We start from the raw sequence: 22604 nt of genomic DNA, 5'->3' as shown, positions 1-22604 counted from the left end.
GCATGGCAAAACTTGAACTAAAGGGGCTTAAAAAGGCTTATGGTTCGGTCGATGTGATCAAGGGTATCGATTTGACCATCGAAGATGGCGAATTCTGTGTCTTTGTCGGGCCGTCTGGATGCGGGAAGTCGACTTTATTGCGCATGATTGCCGGCCTTGAAGATATCACGGATGGCACCTTTGCAATTGATGGCGAGCGAATGAATGACATTGCACCGGCAAAGCGCGGTATCGCGATGGTGTTTCAGTCCTATGCGCTTTATCCGCATCTAAGTGTTCGCGAAAATATCGCCTTTGGCCTGAAGGTTCGCAAAACGCCGAAGGCAGAAATTGATAGCCTCGTGAACCAGGCAGTAACCATGTTGCAACTGGAAAAGCTTACTGAACGTTTTCCCCGCGAGCTTTCTGGTGGTCAGCGGCAAAGGGTGGCAATTGGCCGTGCGATTGTCGGGCAGCCAGAGACGTTTCTGTTCGATGAACCACTGTCGAACCTCGATGCTGAACTGCGTGTTCATATGCGGACGCAGATATCAGAACTTCATAGCCGACTAAAGCGTACGATGATTTATGTGACGCATGATCAGGTTGAGGCGATGACGCTGGCCGATAAAATCGTTTTGTTGCGCGGCGGAAAAATAGAGCAGGTTGGCTCCCCGCGTGATCTGTATGAAAGACCGCAAAACATTTTCGCAGCGCAGTTCATTGGCACACCAAAGATGAATATTTTTGATCTGGAGAACGATTTTTCTGAACTTCGGGGCAGACTGAATTTTCCGGCCCAAGCGCACTATTGTGGCGTTCGCCCCGATAGCTTCGAGATTGTTCCCAAGGACGAAGGTCTGCTTGCCGCAAGCGTCCGGCTGGTAGAGTATCTTGGTAACGCCACGTTGGTACATGCACAGATTGACGGTCACGAACCGATCATTATTGAGCAGCCAGTGGATACCCAGCTTAAATCCGGCGATACCGTTTATTTAAGCGTCCGCCCATCTCAAATGCACATTTTTGGGCCGGATGGGAACCGGCTACCGTAACCTCACCTTTACCATACCCATTTTGGTTTCAGCGGCGATTACAGAGTCTCATGTAATCGCCACTGTTTCTTTCTGGGAGAAATTTCACGGTTTTAACCAGGTGGGGTGATATCGGATATATTTCAGCATCCTTTTAAAATTCGCGCCACAGGCGTGTTTATAAGGCATTGCTTTGTTGGTGGCCGGTAGGGGCACGCAAGATGACCATTTATCCTGCGCCATTGAACGTCATTGCAGATTTGTGTTATATCTCTACCTATTAGGTAGAGTATCGGTGTAAGAACATGTTGGCACAAAAAACAAAATACGCTGTTAAGGCGATGATTGCATTGGCGGAAATCGGTGTTGGCGAAGCCATGCAAATTGCCGATCTGGCAAAGCAGGAAGCGATCCCGAAGAAGTTTTTGGAGCAGATCCTGCTGGATTTGAAGCATCAGGGATTGATCAACAGTCGCCGGGGAAAGCTGGGTGGCTATACGCTGATAAAAGCGCCAGAAGAAATTTCGATTGGCCGGATTGTCCGGCTTATTGAAGGGCCAATTGCCCCATTATCCTGCCTGAGCAAAATGGCCTACCAGCGCTGTGATGACTGCCGTGACGAGACCAATTGTCGTGTTCGTCGTGTCTTTGCTGAATCCTATGAGGCAACTGTTGCCATTCTTGAACGGACGACGTTGAAGGATGCCCTTGCCGACAGTGGCGACGAAAAAACATCCACCGTCGCCTGAATTAAAGGCAAAATGCTTTAATACCCAAAATCACTGTGAATACGTATTCACCACAGTTTTGTCATTTTTATGTTGATTAAGTCTACCTAATAGATAGAGATAAAGAGCTAACGGCAAAAATGGAGAAGCATGATGCTTGATAGTTCGATCAAATCTGTGCGGGGAGGCCTCCTTGGTGTGGCGCTTTTTGCCGTATCGACAATCGTTTCAGTGGCACCAGGCAATGCGGCCGATGTGACCCTGCTTAATGTAAGTTACGATCCCACCCGTGAGCTGTATCGCGAATTCAACAAGGCTTTTGCCGAGCACTGGTTGACCGAAAAGGGCCAATCCGTTGAAATTCGCATGTCCCATGGCGGGTCGGGAAAACAGGCGCGTTCGGTCATCGACGGTTTGGAAGCCGATATTGTTACACTGGCCCTTTCTGCCGATATTGATGCCATTGCTGAAAACACCGGTTGGATTAATCCTGGCTGGCGTGAACGGCTACCGCTCGGGGCTGCACCTTATACCTCGACCATCGTGTTTCTGGTGCGCAACGGTAACCCAAAGAATATTCGGGATTGGGGCGATCTGGTCCGTGATGATGTGCAGGTTATAACGCCCAATCCCAAAACCTCAGGTGGGGCACGCTGGAACTATCTGGCGGCTTGGGCTTTTGCAGAAGACAATTTTGGCGGTGATGAACAGAAGGTGCGGGAATTTATTGCCAAGCTTTATAAAAACGTACCTGTTCTTGATACGGGTGCGCGTGGATCAACCAACACGTTTATCAAGACCGGCATTGGTGATGTTCTGCTTGCGTGGGAAAACGAGGCCTTTCTCGCGCTTGAAAAACTTGGTGACGAGTTTGAGATCGTTGTGCCGTCAGAGTCCGTTCTGGCCCAGCCACCTGTATCTGTCGTTGACAAGGTCGTGGATGATCATGGGACACGTGACATTGCAACAGCCTATCTTGAATACCTTTATTCGCCGACAGGTCAGAAAATTGCGGCCAAATATTATTACCGGCCGGTCAATCCGGAGGACGCCGACCCCGAGGATTTAAAGCGTTTCCCCCCATTAAAGCTGTTTACCGTTGAAGATCGCTTTGGTGGTTGGACCAAGGCACAAAAAGATCATTTTGCCGATGGCGGCACATTTGATCAGCTCTATCAGAGCAACTAAAAATGACTGTCACCATTCGTAAACGTGGCAGGAAGCGCGTGATCCCGGGTTTCGGGATCACGCTTGGCTTCACACTGTCCTATCTGGGTGTCATTGTGTTGGTGCCGCTGGCTGCAATTGTTGCCAGATCAGTCGGTATGGAATGGGGCGATTTTCTTTCAATTATCCGCTCAACACGGACATTGCACGCGCTTTGGCTTAGTTTTGGTGCTGCTTTTGTCGCAGCAGTGATTGATGCCATTTTTGGGTTCCTGATTGCGTGGGTTCTGGTGCGCTATCGCTTTCCCGGACGGAAAATCGTCGATGCTTTGATTGATCTTCCATTCGCCCTGCCCACTGCCGTTGCGGGCATTGCGCTTGTTACAATTTATTCTCCTAACGGTCCCATCGGCCAGGTTCTGGCGATGGCAGGCCTGCGGGTTGCCTATAGCCCTGTTGGCGTCGTTATTGCGATGATGTTTATCGGCCTGCCGTTTGTCGTGCGGTCGGTTCAGCCTGTGCTTGAACAGTTTGATCACCGTCTGGAAGAAGCTGCGGCTTCTTTGGGTGCGGGGCGTCTGTTCACGTTCAGAAAGGTGATCTTTCCGGTGTTGTTCCCGGCCCTGATGACGGGGTTTGCGCTGGCGCTGGCGCGCGGGATTGGAGAATACGGATCCATTATTTTTATCGCGGGCAATATTCCGAATGTTTCCGAGATCGCGCCGTTGCTGATCATCATTCGCCTTGAAGAATTCAATTATGATGGCGCAACAGTGATCGCAACCACCATGCTGGTGATGTCGTTTGCCATGTTGCTTATCGTCAATCTGCTGCAGGCCTGGAGCCGCAAACGCAGTGGCAATTAACCCAATGAGCAAAAATATGTTTTCTTCCGGATCCTACAAGCAGGGAAGAGGGGAGCCCGCCATCGTCAAATGGTTGCTGATTTTCGCGGCCCTTTCGTTCCTGGCGATATTTCTTGTTCTTCCACTTGTGATTGTTTTTTCCGAGGCACTGGCCGCTGGCTGGCGAACCTATCTTGCTGCACTGGTCGAGCCCGATGCCCTTGCGGCTTTGCAGCTGACAATTACCGTTGTCATCTTCGCCGTTCCATTAAACATTTTATTTGGCCTTGCGGCGGCATGGGCAATTGCCAAACACGATTTTCGCGGCAAGAGCCTGCTGGTGACCTTTATCGATTTGCCGTTTTCGGTATCGCCAGTCGTTGCCGGGCTTTCCTTTGTCATGCTGTTTGGCAATCACGGCTGGTTTGGCGGGATTTTGGACCGGGCTGATATCGACATCATTTTCGCAACGCCAGGCATCATTCTGGCTACAATTTTTGTAACCTTTCCGTTCGTTGCGAGAGAGTTGATCCCCCTGATGGAAAGCCAGGGCAACAGCCTTGAAGAGGCCGCGTTATCGCTTGGCGCAAGTGGCTGGCGGACGTTTTTCAAGGTAACCCTTCCCAATGTGAAATGGGCACTATTTTACGGCGTATTGTTATGTAGTGCGCGTGCCATGGGGGATTTTGGCGCGGTTTCGGTTGTGTCCGGGCATATTCGAGGTGTCACCAATACGCTGCCGCTCCATGTTGAAGTTCTGTACAACGAATATTCATTTTCAGCTTCGTTTGCCGTGGCTTCGCTTTTGGCGGTTATCGCGCTTTTTACCCTTATTTTGAAATCCATACTTGAATGGCGCCATGGCGACGACCTTGCCCCTGGTCACCGTTCATAAGGAGTTATGTGGTCATGCAAATCGATATTCGGAATGTATCAAAGGACTATGGCCGGCAAACTGCCCTGCACAATATCGACCTGAATATACAATCTGGCGAACTGGTTGCCCTGTTGGGGCCGTCCGGATCAGGCAAAACGACGTTGTTGCGGCTGATTGCAGGGTTGGAATTTCCCAATAGCGGGCAGATCATGTTTGATGTCAGTGATGCATCAAAATTGTCGGTCGGGGAACGCAATGTTGGTTTTGTGTTTCAGAATTATGCTTTGTTCAAGCATATGCGGGTGATTGACAATATTGCGTTTGGTTTGCGGGCCCGTCCTAAAAACAGCCGGCCAGATGATCATGAAATCGTTGCCCGTTCGCGGGACCTTTTATCCCTCGTGAAATTGTCAGGGTACGAGGATCGCTTCCCTTCACAGTTATCCGGCGGCCAGCAACAGCGCGTTGCCCTGGCGCGGGCCCTTGCTATCGAACCATCGGTATTGTTGTTGGACGAGCCGTTTGGGGCGCTTGATGCAAAAGTCCGGCAGGATTTGCGCAAGTGGCTGCGCGAACTGCATGACGAAACGGGTCACACAACCGTTTTTGTGACGCATGACCAGGAAGAGGCCCTGGACCTGGCGGATCGGGTTGTTGTGGTCGAGGAGGGGCGAATTGCCCAGGTTGGCGTGCCAAACGATGTTTATGACGCGCCGGTGTCTCCGTTTGTTTACGAGTTTATTGGCGATGTGAACAAGCTGTCTGTCATTGTGACGGACGGGCAGATTCTTCTGCCCGGACGCCCCATCGCGCTTGATACCACAATTGAACAGGATGGTGCCTATCGCCTGTATGTCCGGCCGCATGACATTCGTGTTGCTGCAAAGGAAAATGGCCAGGCCCTGACCGGTTTGGTCAGGGATATAAGGGCGACAGGCCCGGCTGTTGTCATGGATGTAGCCCTTGATAGCTGGAATGCCCGGCTTGATATCGCATTGTCGCACAATGACGATAACTGGCGTAATCTGACGACTGGCGCACGGGTCGAAATCCAGTTGCGCAAATATGCCCTGTTTCCCGAATAAAGGCATGTCACGGAGCGGCAATTGAATTTTGAGCAACTGGCGCTTGTCGCCATCATTGTGATAGCGATAGCCGCAATGGCAAGCGATCGTTTCAGATATGATCTGGTTGCCGTTTTGGCCCTGCTTGCGGCCATTGTTTTAGGGGTTGTCCCGCAGGACAATGCCTTTGCCGGTTTTTCCAATGGTGCGGTTGTGACAGTGGCAGGTGTTTTGATCATCACGCGCACCATTATTGCCACCGGGGCGATGGAACCCGTAAGCCAGTTGCTTTCAAAAAGGTTTGAAAGCCGTTGGTCCCTTGTTGCGATATTTTGTGCGACGGGCGCAGTTCTTTCGGCCTTTATGAATAATATCGGTGCACTGGCCCTGTTGATGCCCGTTGCCCTTGCCGCAACGGCGCGGCGGGGCGAGCATCCCGGATATTTGCTGATGCCGTTATCATTTGCGACCCTTCTTGGCGGGATGACGACCCTGATCGGGACCCCGGCCAATCTGATTATTTCGCAAATCCGGGATAAAGCTGTCAGCCAGCCTTTTGACATGTTCGATTTTTGGCCCGTAGGCAGTGTTATTGCGGTTTCCGGGGTAAGTTTCCTTGTTGCTGCGGGATGGCGGATGATACCGGGGCGTGATCTTAATGATGGTGAAACCCGGGAAGCCGTCAGGTTTCTGACGGAATTGCGTGTCGGTGCAAACGGCATATCCGAATACGGGTCGGTGCTGGAGCTTGAGGGCGCATTCTGCATCAGAATTCACGGAATTGTGCGTGATAACCGGCGTGTCTTTGCCCCGAAAAACCGGCAAACATTCGAAATTGATGATTTGGTGATTATCGAAGCCGATCTTGACGTGCTGGAAGTGTTATGTGACCGCTATGGATTTCGTTTGCCTGGCCAGATTGGCGTTTTATCCGATGATGATGAAATGGTCGAAGCTGTTGTGCCGGCTGACAGTATCGTGCAGGGCAGTAACCTTCATACGCTTGAACCAAAGGATCGCTGGCAGGTCGATATTGTGGCACTGGCGCGTCAAAGCAAACGATTTGATGGCCGGCTTGCCGATGCAACGCTGATGCCTGGTGATATCCTGATATTTCGGGGTAATTCATCCCGGGTTGATACGGCAATTTCCGACCTGGGATTATTGCCTTTGGCCGCAAGAACAATTCGGTTGCGTCCACGGGCTGCTTTGTGGGCTGTCGGGATTTTTGCTTTTGCGATTATTCTGGCCGCCAGCGGCATAACCACCCCGGCGATATCTTTTGTCGCTGCCGTGACGTTGATGCTGTTAACCCGGGTGACCAGTGCCCGTGATCTATACCGCCGTGTCGAAGGCCCGGTTCTGGTTCTGCTGGCAGCGCTGATTCCGATTGGCGAGGCATTGCGAACAACAGGCACGGCCGAACTTGTGGCGGGGTATCTTTTGCAAATTGCGGGCAGTGCTGGTCCGATGTGGCTGTTGGCTTTTAGCCTTGTGCTGGCGATGGCAATAACACCAATTCTGAATAATGTTACGGCGGTTATTGTATTGGCCCCTATTGTAATGGCACTGGCATACCGTGCCGGGCTGGCACCCGATGCATTTCTGATGGCTGTCGCGATAGGGGCTTCGACCGATTTTCTGACACCGATTGGCCATCATAACAATACGATCATTATGGGGCCGGGGGGATATCGTTTCCGGGATTACTGGCGCTGTGGTTTGCCTGTCAGCATTGTTGTTTTTATCGTGTCGATGATTTTGCTGCCGGTCATTTTCCCGATCTGATCCGGTGGGTTTAACGGGGAATGGTCAGTCTTTATTGCGAAACAGGGGTTAGGCTGACCATTCCTCAAATAATTTGACCTGAAATCTGTGTGCCATGTTGTTTTCAGATAGAAAACAGGGCCTCGCCAGCCGCGTCGTGGCTGTTAACAGACTTCTGGCGAAGGTGTTAGTCTTCCAGGTTTTTTGGAGTCTGGACTCAATTGCACCAACATCTGATGGCGAACAGGTAGGCCATGTTGAGAAAGTTTTCAGCATACTTTTCGTATCGGACGGTCAGTCGTCTCATGTCTTTCATACGGTAGAAGAAGCGTTCAACCAGATTGCGTCTGGCATAGAGGCGTTCGTTAAACTGGTTTTATCGGGTGCCAGTATTGGTAACTTCTTGTGCGGTCACTTCCTTCAGCAGGGTGATAACCCAGTTTACCAGCGGGTCGCTTTCAAGGCGCCGGGGCCAGATCATATAGAAGGTGACGGGTTGAAGGGCCGGGGGTAACTGGCGATGGATCAGGTTGAAATGGCGGATATGGGCCTGTGCGGCGACATACGGCATGGTGGTGACATAGTCGCTTTCTTCAAGTACGTAGCCGGTAATGCCAAATCCCGAAAGATAGGCCGAAAATGGAAGCTGAAAGCCAGTACGCTTCAAAGCCTCGTCAAAATTGGTGCGTTGCTGGAACATGTTGGAAAAGGCGAAAAAGCGATATTCCATCAAATGTTGCAATTCAATTTCGGCACGGTGGGCCAGCGGATGGTTTTTTGACATCACGGCAACGCGGGTGTCGGAAAAAAGCACCTCGGCATTGATCCGTTTGGGGATATTGCGAAAAAGACCAATCGCGATATCAAGCTGTTTGTTATCGATCTGGTCAGGGTCAAAGGCCCCATGAACCGGGTGCAAACGCGGGATAACATCGGGTGCCTTTTGCGCGAGAATTCGCAATAGCGGCCCCGCCAGGACCGTTTCCAAATGTGCGCCAAGCCCGATATTGACCACCCCGGATGCATGGGCGGGGTTGAAGCTTTCGGGTGGGCGAAAGGCGGCTTCAAGGGTGCTGAGCGCTTCGCGAACGGTTGGGTGTAATTCCAGCGCGCGTTCGGTGGGCTGAAAATGGCCGTGATTCCAGACCAGAAGAGGATCGGAAAAAATTTCGCGCAGGCGCGATAGATCCCGGCTGACACCTGGTTGCGTTTTATTAAGCAACTGTGCGGCTTCGGTTGCGGATCCCGTGCGCATCAGTACGTCAAAAGTAACCAGCAAGTTTAAATCCATACGGCGCAGAAAGGGCATCAAGTCGGCATTCATTGCGGCCTCCTAGTGTGTGCTGGAGGAACTATATCATTTTCGGTATAGTTCGTATTTGAAATATTTATTCGCTATGACCTGGCCCATCTGCCACGGTTCCCCTGTCGAAAAGAGAAACCTGTTCAGGGAAAATGGATGTATCGGCAAGCTGGTTTGCTTGTGGGCATCCTGTCGGGAGGAACGATGAAAAAGCATTCAAGAATTTTGGCTGCCCTTTGCACGACCGTTTCGGTCATGGGGCTGGCAACACTGGCACAGGCCGCAGAAGGCCTGCATTTGAAAATTCAGACCGCCGCAACCGCAAGCCATTTCAGCCTGCGTTATCTGAACGAAAAATGGATCCCCAAACTGGCGGAAATGACGGATGGCCGCATTAATATCGAGCTTTTGCCAAATGGTGCCGTTGTGCCGCACCGTGATACGCCCGATGCCGTATCCATGGGTATTCTGGATGGTGATTATACATCGGTAATGTATTTCGCTGGTCGCGATCCGGCCTTTGCCCTGATGGGTGATTTGACGGCAGGTTATGACAGTGCCGATCAGACCCAGGCATTTTGTTCGATCGGGGGTGGTCGCGAAATGCTGCAGAAGATTTATGATGAAGAAGGCCTGGATGTTCACGTTGTGGGCTGTGGCGCCTATTCCCGTGAAGCCTTTGTTTCCAAGGTGCCGATCCGTGGGGTGGCAGACCTGAAGGGCAAAAAAATTCGCGCACCCGAAGGTTTGGCATCGGCTGTTTTCAAGGCCGCAGGGGCCACCCCGGTCGCCATTCCAGGGTCCGAGGTTTATACCTCGCTTGAAAAGGGCATCATTGATGCGGCGGATAATTCGGCCTATTCAAACGACAAAGCCAATGGCATGCATGACATTGCCAAATACCCGATTTTCCCCGGTATCCATTCCACCCCGTTCCAGCAGTTTACACTGTCGCAAAGCGTTTGGGATGACCTGTCCAAGGCCGACCAGGATATTTTGACGGTTTGGTACGAAGCAGCAACCAATGATTTGCGCCGCGCAGTTGACCAGCAGGATCGCGAGCTTGTGGCGGCAGATAAAGCCGGCAGCGATATTGAAGTGATCGACTGGTCGCAAAAGGACCGTGATGCCTTCCGCGAAATTGCGATGGGCGAATGGAAAAAATTTGCGGAAAGTTCAAAGCTGGCTGGTGAAGCCTATGAAACGCATGTGAAATTTCTGAAAAGCATTGGTCTTCTGGCGAATGACTGACCCTTTGGCCCGGATGGTTCCAGAAACCATATGTGCCATTCGGGCCTGATATGCTGCCTTGCCCCAAACCGGGGCCGCCAACAGGATAATTTCAGAAATGAGTGATGCACCCGCTTCACAAATACCGGACTATGAAGAACAGGGGTTTGATGGCCAGGAAATTGCGGCCCAGACCCGTGGGGGGATTGTCGCCCATATCAGCCGATTTAGCGGTATTGCCACATCGCTGACCATTCTGGTGGCGGCATTGGCAACCCTTTGGGAAGTCGGATCGCGTTATATCCTTCATGCGCCGACCGACTGGGCCTTTGAAGTTGTGATGACGCTGATTGCGGCATCCTGGATGTTTTCTGCCGGTTATATTACGTTAAATAATGGCCATATCCGCATTACGGTTTTAAGCGATATCGTTGCTAAACCGGTGCGTCATGGCCTTGAGATATTTGGCATGATTGTGGGCATTATTGCCCTGTTCCTGCTGTTAAGTGATGCCACCGGCCATGCCTATGGCGCCATTGCCAAGGTTGAACGTACCGGGAGTGCGTTTAACTCGCCGTTGCCGACATTAACCAGCGTTTTTCTGGCGCTGGGTGCCGGGCTTTATTTGCTGCAACTGGTGGCAAACCTGCATGATGGGGTGAAATCGGCACTGGCGAAAATGCTGGTCAAGGTTTTGGCAATTTGCCTGGCGGTCTATTTCATTGCCGGGCTGGGTGTGGCCCTGTTTGGCGATGCCAGCCCCTTTGCCATTATCACCGATTTTGTCACCCATCTGGGCAAGATGCTTGATCCGTCCAAGGCACTGGCTTTGCGTAAGGTGGACCTTGGGACTTTGTCCATCATCATGGTGGTTTTGCTGATCGCGCTGATGATGACGGGTATGCCGCTGGGTGTTGTTACCCTTTCGGTTTCGGTGCTGATCGCGATTGGCTTTTTCGGGCCGCGCGGGCTTTATCTGGTGTCGACCAATGCCGCTGGCATGCTGGAACACTATACCCTTGTTGCGGTGCCGTTTTTTGTGTTGATGGCGGCCATTCTGGAACGTGCCGGCGTTGCCGAAGACCTGTTTGATGCCATGTCGGTTTTTGCCGGGAATTTGCGGGGTGGCGTGGCCATTCAAACCGTAGTGGTGGCAATAATCCTTGCTGCCATGTCCGGTGTGATGGGCGGCGAGATCGTGATGCTGGGCCTAGTGGCCCTGCCGCAGATGATGCGCCTTGGCTATGATCAGAAACTGTCAATCGGGCTGATTTGCGCATCCGGTGCGCTGGCAACGCTTATTCCGCCATCAATCATCATGATCGTTTATGGCTTGTCGGCCGAAGTGGGCATTGGGCAGCTTTTTATTGGCGGCATTGTGCCCGGTGTTTTGCTGGCTGTGTGTTATGCGGGTTATGTCCTGGTACGGGTTAATCTTAACCCCGCACTGGCACCAACCGCCGAAGAAGCCGCACGGGATGGAAAGGCACCGGTAAAGCGCCTTGAACGCAAAAAGCTGATTTCCGTTGCCATGGCGGTCACCCTGATTTTTTGTGTCATGGGGTCCATTTATGGTGGCATTGCTTCGGTAACCGAAAGTGCGGCTGTCGGGGTTATTGGCGCGCTGGTGATCGCCTTTTTGCGCGGGCGGCTCTTTCGAACCAGCCTTTTGGGCGATACGCTTGTTTCAACCATGTCGATGGTTGGCACTATCATGTGGCTGATTTTAGGGGCAATTTCCTTTGTCGGTATCTTCAACCTGGTTGGTGGTGGCGATTATCTGCGCGAAATGTTCCTTGATCTTGGCTTGCCGGCACTGGGCATTGTGATTGCCATGATGGCGGTGTTGCTGGTTCTTGGCACTTTCATGGAATGGATCGCGATTGTGTTGATCACGGTGCCGGTTTTTGCCCCGGTTGTGGTTGCACTGGCACCTGATCTTGGCCTGACACCAACAGAAGCAAAGCTTTGGTTTGGCATTCTGTTTGTTCTCAATATCCAGATCTATTTTCTCTCACCACCTTTCGGGCCAGCGTGTTTCTGGCTGAAATCCGTCGCGCCAAAGGAAATCACGCTTCAGCAGATATTTGCATCCGTGCTGCCCTTTATCGGCATCCAGTTTGTGGTTCTGTGCCTGTTTATCGCCTTTCCCGATCTGGTTCTGTGGCTGCCAGACCTGTTGTCCCAGTAACGGCCGTGCTTTTATGACTGGAAAGAGCCAAGGAATTTAAAAAATGAGCAACCCCAATAACAAACATACCTATCAGCCCTATGGCATCTGGCCATGGGTTGCGGGTATCGGGCTGGCCGTTGGGCTGATTGTCATTCTTTTTTGTGGTGCCAGGGGCATTTGATGTGGCCCGCACCCGCGATGGCATCGCGGGTGCGGGGTATTAAGGCCCAAAAGATAAAATGCAAAATTCATCAACGAAAAATCGTGACATTCCATTGAAACTGCGCGGTATGGGGTCTTTCCATATTGGCGGAAACGTTATCGAATTAACCGATGGCGAACCGCGTATGGTGCAGCTAACACGCACTGGTCGCCCTGCTGCGATTGACCCGAACGGGTCCTACATTGTCGGGCAGATGTATGTGCAATATTTCCTGCCAGACCCGGCACAACGTAAAACCCCGTTATTATTGTGGCATGGCGGCGGTTTGACCGGCGCCTGTTGGGAAACCACACCGGATGGCCGGGTCGGATTTCGCGACATGTTCCTGAATTTCGGCTGGGATGTTTATGTCAGCGACGCGGTTGAACGCGGGCGCGCTGGTTTTGCCCCCATCCCCGATGTGTGGGAACCGCCCATTTCACAAACCCTGGAAACGGTGTTTGAACGTTTCCGGTTTGGCAAACATTTGCCCAATGGTGAAACGGCACGGGCGCAGAATTTCGCGTTTGAAGATATTGCCTTTCCAATGGCATCGCTGGAAAAATTCGCCGCCCAAATGGTGCCACGATGGACGCAGACAGACGATATTATAATATCTGCCTATATTGAAGAATTGCGACAAACCGGCCCCGCCATTGTGATGGCACATTCGCAGGGATGTGTCTTTGCCCTGGAGGCTGCGGCCCGCCACCCGGAGCTGATATCGGCACTTGTGTTGCTGGAACCAGCGGCAATTTCGCAATTTGCCATTGCGGCGGCGGAATGGCCTGTACCAACCCTGATTGTCTTGGGTGACCTGATCGAGGAAAATGCCCGCTGGGTAAAAATGCGCGAAGATATTCGCAATTTTGCCGGAAATTTCCCGCTGATCGAAGTGCTTTCTTTGCCCGATCATGGCATTTACGGTAACAGCCACATGCTGATGATGGATACAAATTCAGCCGAAGTTGCCGAAATTATCCAGTCCTGGATGGCACGTTTGCCTGCCTGATTTTTGGACCAGCATTTGATGCATTAAAATAGGGCGAAATCTGCGAAAAATCGCAAATTTTTCAATATTTTACCCAAGGCAAAAATTCCTTTTTTCCGGCAAATAAGTTAAAATCAGACCAGATCAAAAAGCGCAAATTTTCATCTGGTTCTGATTTTAATTTTGCAGCCCGTTTCATGCCTGGCCGTAACCCAACGGCGTGCTGCAAAACCCGATGACATGGCGCAAAAACATGTCAGGGAGGATTTGGCAATCATGCAGGAAATAGGGAACATCACCGTTGTTGGCACCGGTATTATCGGGGCCAGTTGGACATGCCTGTTTTTGGCCCACGGCCATGATGTGGTGGCAACCGATATTCGCCCCGGTGCCGGGCCGGACCTGTTTGATGCGGTAGAACGGTTTTGGCCTTCATTACCAGAAGCCGTACTTGCCCTTGGCAAGCGGGGGAAGCTGGAATTTTCCGATGATTTGGAACGGGCCTGCCAAAATGCGGATTTTGTGCAGGAAAATGCGGTCGAGCGGGTAGATGCCAAAATCGAGCTGATGCGCCGTATCGATGCTGCAACCCGGCCCGATGTGGTGATTGCATCAAGTTCGTCGGCCATATCGGTAACGGATATGCAATCGGCATGTGCCCATCCTGAAAGGGTGATATTGGGGCACCCGTTTAACCCGCCGCATCTGGTGCCGCTGGTTGAAATTGCCGGGGGTGAACAAACGGCGGAATCCGTGTTGGTGCAGGCAGAAAAATTTTATGCAGGCATTGGCAAAGTCCCGGTGCGACTGAACCGCGAGATTTATGGCCATATCGCCAATCGCATGCAGGCAGCAATTTTTCGCGAGGCCATCCATTTGCTGGAAAGCGGTGTTGCCTCGGCCGAGGATATTGACCGCGCGGTAAGCGAAGGCCCGGGCGCGCGTTGGGCATTGATGGGGCCGTTTTTAACCTATCGCCTGGCTGGTGGCGAAAAGGGCATGCCAGGTTTTTGGGATATGTTTGCTGGTATGCAGGAAAAATTATGGGCCGATCTGGGAACGCCAATGCCAGATAAAGACCTGCAAATCCGGGTTAGCGAAGCTGTTGAAAAATCCTATGCCGGTCGACCAACACAGGATCTGATCCGCGAACGCGATACCCGCCTGCGGCAGGTTTTGGCGATTAAGGCCCGCCGCAACGAAGGTTAGTGTTGCGGTTCGATGAAAAAGGCACGGTGTGATGGTAACCGTGCCTTTTTCGTTATCATGTAATTGCCCAACCGATAGCTGGCGGACAGGGGGCGTTAGAAATTGACCTGATCACCGCCCTTAAGCGAAAGGATGTTCCGTGCATCATCGGGGGTGGCAATTTCAAGACCCAGCCCTTCAAGAACCTGGCGGATGCGGCGAACCTGCGCGGCGTTCGATTGTGCCAATTGTCCCGGGCCATCCCACAGGGAATCTTCCAGGCCAACCCGCACATTCCCCCCCATGGATGCCGCCATTGTTGTAATCGGCATTTGATAACGCCCGGCACCCAGCACCGACCAGACATAATCATCGCCAAAAAGGCGATCAGCGGTGCGTTTCATATGCGCGACATCTTCGGGGTGGGTGCCAATACCGCCCAGAATGCCAAACACGGTTTGAACAAAAAGCGGCCCCTTGACCAAGCCGCGATCACGGAAATGCGCCAGCGTGTAAAGATGGCTGGTATCGTAACATTCAAATTCAAACCGGGTGCCATTGCCCGAGCATGAATGCAGGATGTATTCGATATCCTTGAAGGTGTTGCGAAAAACAACATCGCGGGATTTTTCCAGATATTCCGGTTCCCAGTCATGCTGGAATTTTTCATAGCGGCCCAGCATCGGATAAAGGCCGAAATTCATTGACCCCATATTTAGCGATGCGACCTCCGGCCCAAATTTAAGGGCAGGTTGCAGGCGTTCTTCGACCTGCATGGTCGGGCTGCCACCGGTGGTCAGGTTCAGGACCGCATCGGTGGATTGTTTCAGGCGCGGTAAAAATCGGGCAAAGGCGGCGGGGTCCTGGGTCGGTCGGCCATCTTCGGGGTTGCGCGCGTGCAAATGCAGGATCGCGGCACCGGCCTCGGCGGCCTCGATCGCCTGCTGGGCAATTTCATCGGCGGTGACGGGCAGATAGGGGGACATGCTGGGGGTGTGAATGCCCCCGGTAATGGCGCAGGTAACAATAACCTTGCGTGAAGCCTTTGCCATGTCAGTTTTCCTTTATGATCGTTCAGATTGTTTCGACATTGCCGCAGACACTGATTGCCTGACCGGAGATATTGGCCCCGGCGGGCGAACACAAAAACAGGGCCGTACCGGCCACATCTTCGGGTTCGACCATGCGTCGCAGGGAAATAAGGGAAAGGTACTGTGCTTCCATCTCGGCATAGCTGATGCCAAGGGATTCCGCCCGCGCGCGAATGACATTTTCAATCCGCGCCCCGCGCACAACACCGGGCAGGATCGCATTAACGCGAATGCCATCCGGGCCAACTTCCTTGGCCAGGCTTTGTGTCAGGCCGACAATGCCCCATTTCGCGGCCGAATAAGGCGTGCGCAGCGCATATCCCAACCGTCCGGCAACCGATGAAATATTGATAATGGCGCCATCGCCACTTTGGCGCAGCATCGGCACTGCCCGGCGCAGCACCAGGAACTGCCCCATCAAATCGATATCAAGGGTCTTGCGGATTTCATCGATGGAAAGCGCGTCAATCGGGCCGGTCGGGCCGGAAATACCGGCATTATTGACCAGAATATCAAGCCCGCCCAGCGTTGCTGCTGCGTGTTCAAGCAGGGCATCGACCTGCGTTTCATCGGACACATCAGCGGGCAGGGTAAAGACAGTGGAGTTTTGCGCGGCAAAATCGGCAAGGACGTCTTTATCGATATCGCAAATCAAAACCGATGCGTCGGTTTCCAGAAACGCACGGGCAATTGCTGCCCCGATCCCCGATGCACCGGCCGTAACCAGAACACGCAGGCCGGGGCGCGGTTTCAAACGTTCGATCATATTCATTTTATGTTCAATCATGATGGGAATGCATCCTGCCTAGGCAACTTCAAGCCAGTTGCGCCGGACATCGGGGGATGCTTCAAGTTCGTCAGGGGTGCCGCTATAGACAAGTTCGCCGTGGCCCATGACCATCACCTTCTGGGCGACCTTAAGGGCGATGGTCAGTTTCTGTTCAACCAGCACAACTGCAACACCGCGCCGGCCGATATCCAGGATGACTTCCATCACCACATCGACAATTTTCGGGGCCAGCCCTTCGGTTGGTTCATCAATCAGCAGCACACGCGGATTGCCAAGCAGCGAGCGGCAAATGGTCAGCATTTGCTGTTCCCCGCCCGAAAGGTAACCCGCCCGAATGGCATTGCGTTCTTTAAGGCGCGGGAAATAGTCATACATCTCGTCGATGGACCATTTATGTGCGCCCGGTGCGCCTTTCTGGCCGCCCATTGCCAGGTTTTCCGCCACCGTAAGGTTCGGAAAAACCAGCCTTTCTTCGGGCACGTAACCCAGGCCCTGCCTGCAAATATCAAACGGGCGCTTGCCGGTAATGGCCTGCCCGGCAAGGGTGATGGTGCCTGCCGTTGGCGGCACCAGGCCCATCATTGCCTTTAACAGGGTAGACCGGCCCGAACCGTTCCGCCCCAGTAGCGAAACGATGCTGGCTTCTTCGACCTGCATATCAATGCCATGCAGGATATGGCTTTTGCCATAATGGGCGTGAAGCCCCTGAATTTCGAGCAGGCTCATGCTTCCTCCTGTCCCAAATAGGCTTCCTGAACGTCACGGTTCTGGCTGATGCCATGTGGGGTATCGGTGGCAAGGATGCTGCCGTAAACCAGCACCGAAACCCGGTCACACAGGCTGAAAACGACGCTCATGTCGTGTTCAACCATCAGAAGGGTCTTACCCTCTGTCACCTTGCGGATCAGATCGGCAGCCTTTGCCGTTTCCTCGCGCGACATGCCTGCGGTTGGCTCATCAAGCAGGATCACATCCGCCCCGGTTGACAGGGTCATGCCGATTTCAAGGGCGCGCTGTTCGGAATAGGTCAGATCACCGGCAAGATTATCCGCCCTTGCCTGCAGGCCGACACGTTCAAGGATTTCGGCGGTTTCATCATTTATCCGGCGCATCCGCCCGACTGATCGAAACAGCCCGAAACGCACATTGTGACGGGCCAAAACACCGATGCGCAGATTTTCAAAAACGCTTAGCCGGTGAAAAATATTCGTGATTTGAAAGGACCGTGCCAGCCCGGCCCGGTTGATTTTATGCGGTGCCAACCCGGCAATGCTGTTTCCCGCCAGGCTGATATCGCCTGACGTGGGCGCAAACATACCCGATATCAGATTAAACAGCGTCGATTTACCCGCGCCATTCGGGCCAATGACCGCGTGGCGTTCGCCGGGGCGGATATCAAGGTTTAGTCCCTGCAAAACCTTGATCGGGCCAAATGACTTGCTGACATTGGCCAGTTTCAGGGCGGATTGCTGCGAATTTTGCTGTGTCATTTTGCACCCCCGGCAATGGTGGCGTCGGTTGCGCTATTGGCTGTTTCATCACCGTTTTTACCGGCCTGCGCCCAAAGGTGGTCGATCTGGCGGCGCGCACGGGTCAGGATGAAACACCCACCGGCAAGGGCGATGGCAGGCAACAGCCATGTCAAAATACCTGCGGGTTGCCAGGCAACACCAAACAGTTCAAACGCCGGAAACCCCATATCGGCGGTTTGCCGGGCCATTGCATATTCCTGCCCGAACAGAATACCGACCGTTTCGGTTAAAAATACCGTGCCTGCGGCAATCAGAAGCCCACCAAAAATTGCAACCCCGTAAGGTGCCGCCATTTTTGACCAGTCGATCTGGTGACGATGACGCAGATGATGGTAAACAACCCCGCCAATGCCGGTGGGGGCATAAAGCATGATCAGAACAAAAATCAGCCCCTGATAAAAAACCCAGGACCGCGTCAGATCGGACACCAGAAATGAAAACAGCGTGAAAATCGTTGCGCCAATGACGGGGCCAAAAAACACGGTAGAACCACCGACAAAGGTTTGCAAAACAACCTGTGCGGAAACGCCGCTGGCAAACAGGGAATAGTTTGTTGTTTCGTAGGAAATTGCCTGCAATGCCCCGGCCACGCCAGAAACCATCGCCGATACGGCAAAGACAATAACCTTGGCCGAATGGGCGTTATAGCCCAGGAAACGCACGCGCTGTTCATTGTCGCGCAATGCCAGGGTCAGGCGGCCAAAAGGTGTGCGGGTATAGGCCCACAGGCCCAGCCCGCACACAACAACCCAGGCCAGCGTCAGATAATAAACTTCCAGGATGGAACCAAAGGTAAAACCGGTCCAGGGCATGCGCATGGATGAAACACCGGCTTCGCCGCCAAAAATGCCTTCCAGATGCGGTGCCAGCGAATGAAACAGCTCGGCAATTGCCAATGTGACCAGGGCAAAATAAACGCCCGATCGCATGGTGGAAAAATAACCGGCAATCAGCCCTACAACCAGCCCGGCCAGTGCCCCGGCAAGGGGCAGAAGCGGGGTTGGAAAAACCAGCCCGTCTTCAATGGCCAGCATCAGATGCAGGGTGGCAAAGGCACCAACCCCGAAATAGGCCGCATGACCAAATGACAGTAAACCGGCCTGGCCGATCAGCAAATTGAAGGCAAGGGCAAACAGGCTGGCAATCAGGACATTGACCAGCGCATTCTGCCAGCCAAGACCCAGAAAGGGCGGTATGGCAACCAGCAGCGCCAGGATCACCGCAATAATGAAAATGTTCCGCATGGATGTCATCTCAGTTACGTTCCCCCAGAAGGCCCGCAGGGCGCACCAGCAGGATTACCAGCATCAGGGCAAAGGGAATGGTGGCGCTGACAGACGACAGCTCCAGCGTCATAAGGCCGCCAATGGACCGTGCCCAGTCCCCCAGCCCGACAATGTCCAGCGCACCGGCCAGCGACCAGTCCAGCCCCACGGCAAAGGATGAAAACAGCCCGATCAGAAGGGAGGCAACAAGCGACCCCTTAAGTGATCCAAGGCCACCGACAACCACCACGACAAAGACGATGACGCCAAGTTCAAGGCCCATATTGGGGTTGGTCGGGTAAAACGCCCCGGCAACGGCCCCGGCCAGCCCGGCAAGGGCCGCACCCGTGCCAAAAACAAACATGAATACGACGGGAATGTTATGACCCAGTGCTTCGGCCATGTTGGGCAGGCGTTCGGCGGCGCGCACCACAATGCCTGTGCGTGTGCGCGTCAGCAGCAGCCATAGAACCGTAAACATGATGATGGCAACCGCGCCAATCAGCATCCGGTAAAACGGGTAGCCCGTGCCAAAAATATGAAAGGCTGAAAAGCGCAGGGCGTCGGGCATCTGGTAATTGACGGGGAAATCGCCAAAAAACAGTTTGATCAGTTCTTCAATGATCAGCGCCAGACCAAAGGTCAGCAACAATTCGTGAGCATGGCCATGGGCATGGACGCGCGGCAATAAAAACCGTTCCACCAGCATGCCGATGATGCCGACAACAATGGGGGCCACGATAATGCCGGTCCAGAAACCGAAAAGCGATGACACGGCATAGGCGATATAGGCGCCCAGCATGTAAAATGATGCGTGCGCAAAGTTCAGAACGCCCATCATGCCGAAAATCAGGGTCAGACCAGCCGAGACCATAAACAGCAACAGGCCATAGGTCACGCCATTCAGCGTGGAAATGATCGCGAATTCCATGGAGTATCCAGGATGTTTGATGCTGGGAAAGCCTGGCTGGTCATAGTGCCAGCCAGGCACCGGTAAGGTCGGTTTTATTCAGACGGGCGCTGCATTTTGCAGCTGTCCTGAACCGGATAGATTGCCTTTTCACCGGGAATGACTTCCACGGTCTGAAAGCCCATATCGGTGTCATCAGCCGGGTATTTCGGGTTTTTGACAACCTTGGAAACAACCACCGGGCGGATGGTCTGGTGGTCTTCCTTGCGCACCGAAATCGGCCCGACCGGGGAATCATAAACACTGTTTTCCAGCGCCAGCGCGATTTTGGTGACGTTTATATCACCGCCCTTGAAATCAAGGGTGCCAAGGGCCTGTTGCAATTGCGCAATGGCAAAGGCGGAATGGCCTTCAACAAAAATCGGGTAATGGCCCGTCGCGGCTTTATAGGCTTCGGGGAATTCATCGCTGGATGCGGCGGCATTGTCATAGTTATTGGCAATGTAATGGCCCAGTGCGGTGGCACCCGCATTGGCGATATTGCCCGGCTGGTCCAGATAGGCGGTAGCAAAGGTTACCTTCAACCCGGCATCACCCGTGGCCTTCATAAGCAGCAGCAGGTCGTTTGACCAGTTGCCGGTAAAGACGGTATCGGGGTTGGCCGATTTGATGCGGGCGACAAAGGGTGCAAAATCCTGGATTTTGTTCACATCATGCAGGACTTCGCCAACAATGTCATAGCCGCCAGCGGGGGCTGCTGCCTCGACTGCGGCCTGCACATCCTTGCCCCAGGAATAATTCTGGTTGATGGAATAAACCTTGTCACCCAGATCCCCGGCATTTTTCAGGGCATTGACCAGCGCGTTGACGCGCATGGGGGCCGTTGTGGTAAAGCGGAAATGATAAAACTGGCATTTATCGCCGGTCAGTTCGGTTGCTTCACCACCAAGATTGATGAACATCACTTCCTTGCCAGGATGGCGGATATTGTATTTGCGCACATTTTCCGTCAATTGCCCGGCAATGGCCGAGGATGCCCCCTGAATAACAATATCCACACCATCGGCAACCGCCTGGCGGAATTTGTCGGCGGCTTCAGGTGCGCCACCGGCATTGTCATATTCGGTAACCTGAACGGGTTCGCCATTAAAGCCGCCAGCAGCGTTGATTTTATCCACGCCGTATTTCACGGCATTGGCATAAAGGCGGCCCGTGGATGTTTGCGATCCTGACAGGCTTTCGATGATTCCGATTTTAAGGGGTTCGGCGTGAAGGGTTTGGGCGCCAAGGGCAAAGGTGCCCAACAGGGCTGCGGTGCTGGCCGCAAGCTTGGTAAAGCGTTTCAATTTGTATCCTCCCAGATGACACTTGTTTTGGTGCCTGTTTTGCCGGTTTGCGTCGGTTTTTCCCCGGCGTCTTGGTCGGCACTGATCTCACTATAGGCATATCAGCTTCAAGCTGTAAAGATATTAGATATGTGATCACACTTGGGGGGAAGTTTTTGCCCGAACGCGGCAACGCATTGCTTTGGCTTGTCCACTCGACATACAATGCCCGCGTCAGTACAGTTTTTCATGACCTGTCAAACCCTGCGCAGGGCCTGTTAATGGGGCTACGTAGCGGGTTTAACGGGTTGAATTTGCGCAGTCCTGTGAGGCGTCGACCACGTGAATACGTTTGAACTACCCAAAACTTCAAAACCGGTGCTTGCGCCGGTCGATGTCACGACTGTTCAGGAGCGTGTCTATCAAAGTCTGCGTCTGGGGCTGCTGCGCGGTGAATTTTTGCCCGGCGAACAGGTATCGATCCGTGCGCTTGCCAATATGCTGGGTACCAGTGCCATGCCAGTCCGCGAGGCCATCGCGCGCCTGATTGCCGAACGCGCCATCGAACAGGCTGGCCCGCGCACCCTGCGTGTTGCACCCTATCTTTTTTCCGAACACGAAGCCTATATTCGCATTCGCATGCAACTGGAAGGCTATGCCGCCGAACGGGCCGCTGGTGCGGCCAATAATGCACAACTGGTTGCTGCCCTGAATGACCATAACAGCCGGATGGAAGATGCCCTTGCCGCGCGCGATTTTGATACGGCCCTAAGCGGAAACCAGGCCTTTCATTTCGAGCTTTACCGCGCCAGCGGCTATCCGCAACTCATGGATCTGATTTCAACATTGTGGCTGCGTACCGGGCCAATTGTGGCCTCTGCCCGTAAGGATGTATCCCTGTTCGAGCGGATATTTACCAGTGGTGTGCGTATTCATGCCGATATCATTGATGCCGTCAAACAGCGCGACCGTGCTGCGGCGCGCTGGGCGGTTAATCTTGATATCCGCGCGTCGCATTTATCCATCCGCCGCTTTTACAAAAGCCTGGAAAAGGGCGTGAATAATCCTGCCGAATGATGGTTGAGAATTTTTTCAACCGGGCAAAAACATTTTCTGATTAGGCAGTTTTTCTGAGCAACACCA

20 protein-coding genes and 1 pseudogene are annotated in these 22604 nt (G+C 53.2%); 12 read left to right on the top strand and 9 right to left on the bottom strand.

Features of this window, described 5'->3' with window-relative positions:
• Positions 1 to 2: 2 nt before the first annotated feature.
• The 7 genes from CSC3H3_RS24070 (at position 3) to CSC3H3_RS24040 (ending at position 7482) form a co-directional block, all read left to right on the top strand.
• On the top strand, positions 3 to 1034 hold the full coding sequence (locus tag CSC3H3_RS24070; RefSeq protein WP_101286828.1) for an ABC transporter ATP-binding protein: 1032 nt from the start codon (positions 3 to 5) through the stop codon (positions 1032 to 1034).
• Between the two features lie 284 nt (positions 1035 to 1318).
• Positions 1319 to 1762, top strand: a complete 444-nt coding sequence (locus CSC3H3_RS24065) for an RrF2 family transcriptional regulator (protein ID WP_101266773.1) — start codon at positions 1319 to 1321, stop codon at positions 1760 to 1762.
• A 132-nt stretch (positions 1763 to 1894) separates the two neighbouring features.
• Positions 1895 to 2929, top strand: coding sequence for a sulfate ABC transporter substrate-binding protein (locus CSC3H3_RS24060; protein WP_101266775.1), 1035 nt, complete (start codon positions 1895 to 1897; stop codon positions 2927 to 2929).
• A gap of 2 nt (positions 2930 to 2931) precedes the next feature.
• On the top strand, positions 2932 to 3774 hold the full coding sequence (cysT, locus tag CSC3H3_RS24055) for a sulfate ABC transporter permease subunit CysT (protein ID WP_101286827.1): 843 nt from the start codon (positions 2932 to 2934) through the stop codon (positions 3772 to 3774).
• Between the two features lie 16 nt (positions 3775 to 3790).
• A complete protein-coding gene (cysW, locus tag CSC3H3_RS24050) occupies positions 3791 to 4648 on the top strand; it encodes a sulfate ABC transporter permease subunit CysW (RefSeq protein WP_245881415.1) in 858 nt (285 codons plus the stop codon).
• A gap of 14 nt (positions 4649 to 4662) precedes the next feature.
• The gene (locus CSC3H3_RS24045) at positions 4663 to 5715 is read left to right on the top strand and encodes a sulfate/molybdate ABC transporter ATP-binding protein (protein ID WP_101286825.1); all 1053 of its coding nucleotides are present in this window, start codon (positions 4663 to 4665) and stop codon (positions 5713 to 5715) included.
• Positions 5716 to 5736: 21 nt separating this feature from the next.
• On the top strand, positions 5737 to 7482 hold the full coding sequence (locus tag CSC3H3_RS24040; RefSeq protein WP_101286824.1) for an SLC13 family permease: 1746 nt from the start codon (positions 5737 to 5739) through the stop codon (positions 7480 to 7482).
• A 196-nt stretch (positions 7483 to 7678) separates the two neighbouring features.
• Here the strand turns inward: CSC3H3_RS24040 and CSC3H3_RS25195 are convergent.
• Together CSC3H3_RS25195 and CSC3H3_RS24030 are read right to left on the bottom strand one after the other, a co-directional pair.
• A pseudogene (locus tag CSC3H3_RS25195) lies at positions 7679 to 7810 on the bottom strand (IS5/IS1182 family transposase); the annotation flags it as partial.
• A gap of 27 nt (positions 7811 to 7837) precedes the next feature.
• Positions 7838 to 8785, bottom strand: coding sequence for a LysR family transcriptional regulator (locus CSC3H3_RS24030; RefSeq protein ID WP_101286822.1), 948 nt, complete (start codon positions 8783 to 8785; stop codon positions 7838 to 7840).
• A gap of 183 nt (positions 8786 to 8968) precedes the next feature.
• Here CSC3H3_RS24030 and CSC3H3_RS24025 point away from each other — a divergent pair, with 183 nt between their 5' ends.
• The 4 genes from CSC3H3_RS24025 to CSC3H3_RS24010 all read left to right on the top strand — a co-directional run bounded on the left by CSC3H3_RS24025 (position 8969) and on the right by CSC3H3_RS24010 (position 14569).
• Entirely contained in the window at positions 8969 to 10015 is a 1047-nt protein-coding gene (locus tag CSC3H3_RS24025) for a TRAP transporter substrate-binding protein (RefSeq protein WP_101267177.1), read from the top strand.
• A 97-nt stretch (positions 10016 to 10112) separates the two neighbouring features.
• Entirely contained in the window at positions 10113 to 12185 is a 2073-nt protein-coding gene (locus tag CSC3H3_RS24020; RefSeq protein ID WP_101286821.1) for a TRAP transporter large permease subunit, read from the top strand.
• Positions 12186 to 12406: 221 nt separating this feature from the next.
• Entirely contained in the window at positions 12407 to 13381 is a 975-nt protein-coding gene (locus CSC3H3_RS24015) for an alpha/beta fold hydrolase (RefSeq protein ID WP_101286820.1), read from the top strand.
• A 255-nt stretch (positions 13382 to 13636) separates the two neighbouring features.
• Positions 13637 to 14569, top strand: coding sequence for a 3-hydroxyacyl-CoA dehydrogenase NAD-binding domain-containing protein (locus CSC3H3_RS24010; protein WP_101286907.1), 933 nt, complete (start codon positions 13637 to 13639; stop codon positions 14567 to 14569).
• Positions 14570 to 14664: 95 nt separating this feature from the next.
• Here the strand turns inward: CSC3H3_RS24010 and kce are convergent, their stop codons facing one another.
• The 7 genes from kce to CSC3H3_RS23975 form a co-directional block, all read right to left on the bottom strand.
• Positions 14665 to 15600, bottom strand: coding sequence for a 3,5-dioxohexanoate:acetyl-CoA acetone transferase (gene kce / locus CSC3H3_RS24005; protein ID WP_101286819.1), 936 nt, complete (start codon positions 15598 to 15600; stop codon positions 14665 to 14667).
• Between the two features lie 22 nt (positions 15601 to 15622).
• Complete coding sequence (locus CSC3H3_RS24000; RefSeq protein WP_101286906.1) at positions 15623 to 16411, bottom strand: SDR family oxidoreductase; 789 nt, start codon at positions 16409 to 16411, stop codon at positions 15623 to 15625.
• A 33-nt stretch (positions 16412 to 16444) separates the two neighbouring features.
• On the bottom strand, positions 16445 to 17155 hold the full coding sequence (locus CSC3H3_RS23995) for an ABC transporter ATP-binding protein (RefSeq protein WP_101286818.1): 711 nt from the start codon (positions 17153 to 17155) through the stop codon (positions 16445 to 16447).
• The gene (locus CSC3H3_RS23990; RefSeq protein ID WP_101286817.1) at positions 17152 to 17919 is read right to left on the bottom strand and encodes an ABC transporter ATP-binding protein; all 768 of its coding nucleotides are present in this window, start codon (positions 17917 to 17919) and stop codon (positions 17152 to 17154) included. Before CSC3H3_RS23990 ends, CSC3H3_RS23995 begins: the two co-directional genes overlap by 4 nt.
• Complete coding sequence (locus CSC3H3_RS23985; protein WP_101286816.1) at positions 17916 to 19214, bottom strand: branched-chain amino acid ABC transporter permease; 1299 nt, start codon at positions 19212 to 19214, stop codon at positions 17916 to 17918. The genes CSC3H3_RS23990 and CSC3H3_RS23985 overlap by 4 nt, the downstream gene beginning before the upstream one ends.
• Position 19215: 1 nt before the next feature.
• Positions 19216 to 20157: a branched-chain amino acid ABC transporter permease gene (locus CSC3H3_RS23980; protein ID WP_101286815.1), complete on the bottom strand. Its 942-nt coding sequence runs from the start codon at positions 20155 to 20157 to the stop codon at positions 19216 to 19218.
• 74 nt (positions 20158 to 20231) lie between these two features.
• Positions 20232 to 21482 carry a branched-chain amino acid ABC transporter substrate-binding protein gene (locus tag CSC3H3_RS23975; RefSeq protein WP_217351138.1) on the bottom strand — a complete coding sequence of 417 codons (1251 nt, stop codon included), beginning with the start codon at positions 21480 to 21482 and terminating at the stop codon, positions 20232 to 20234.
• Between the two features lie 321 nt (positions 21483 to 21803).
• Here CSC3H3_RS23975 and CSC3H3_RS23970 point away from each other — a divergent pair, with 321 nt between their 5' ends.
• A complete protein-coding gene (locus CSC3H3_RS23970; RefSeq protein ID WP_101286814.1) occupies positions 21804 to 22538 on the top strand; it encodes a GntR family transcriptional regulator in 735 nt (244 codons plus the stop codon).
• Positions 22539 to 22604: the final 66 nt, after the last annotated feature.

Source organism: Thalassospira marina, assembly GCF_002844375.1.
Classification (GTDB): domain Bacteria; phylum Pseudomonadota; class Alphaproteobacteria; order Rhodospirillales; family Thalassospiraceae; genus Thalassospira; species Thalassospira marina.
Note: the sequence above shows the minus strand (reverse complement) of the source record. Positions and strands in the feature narration are given on the sequence as shown.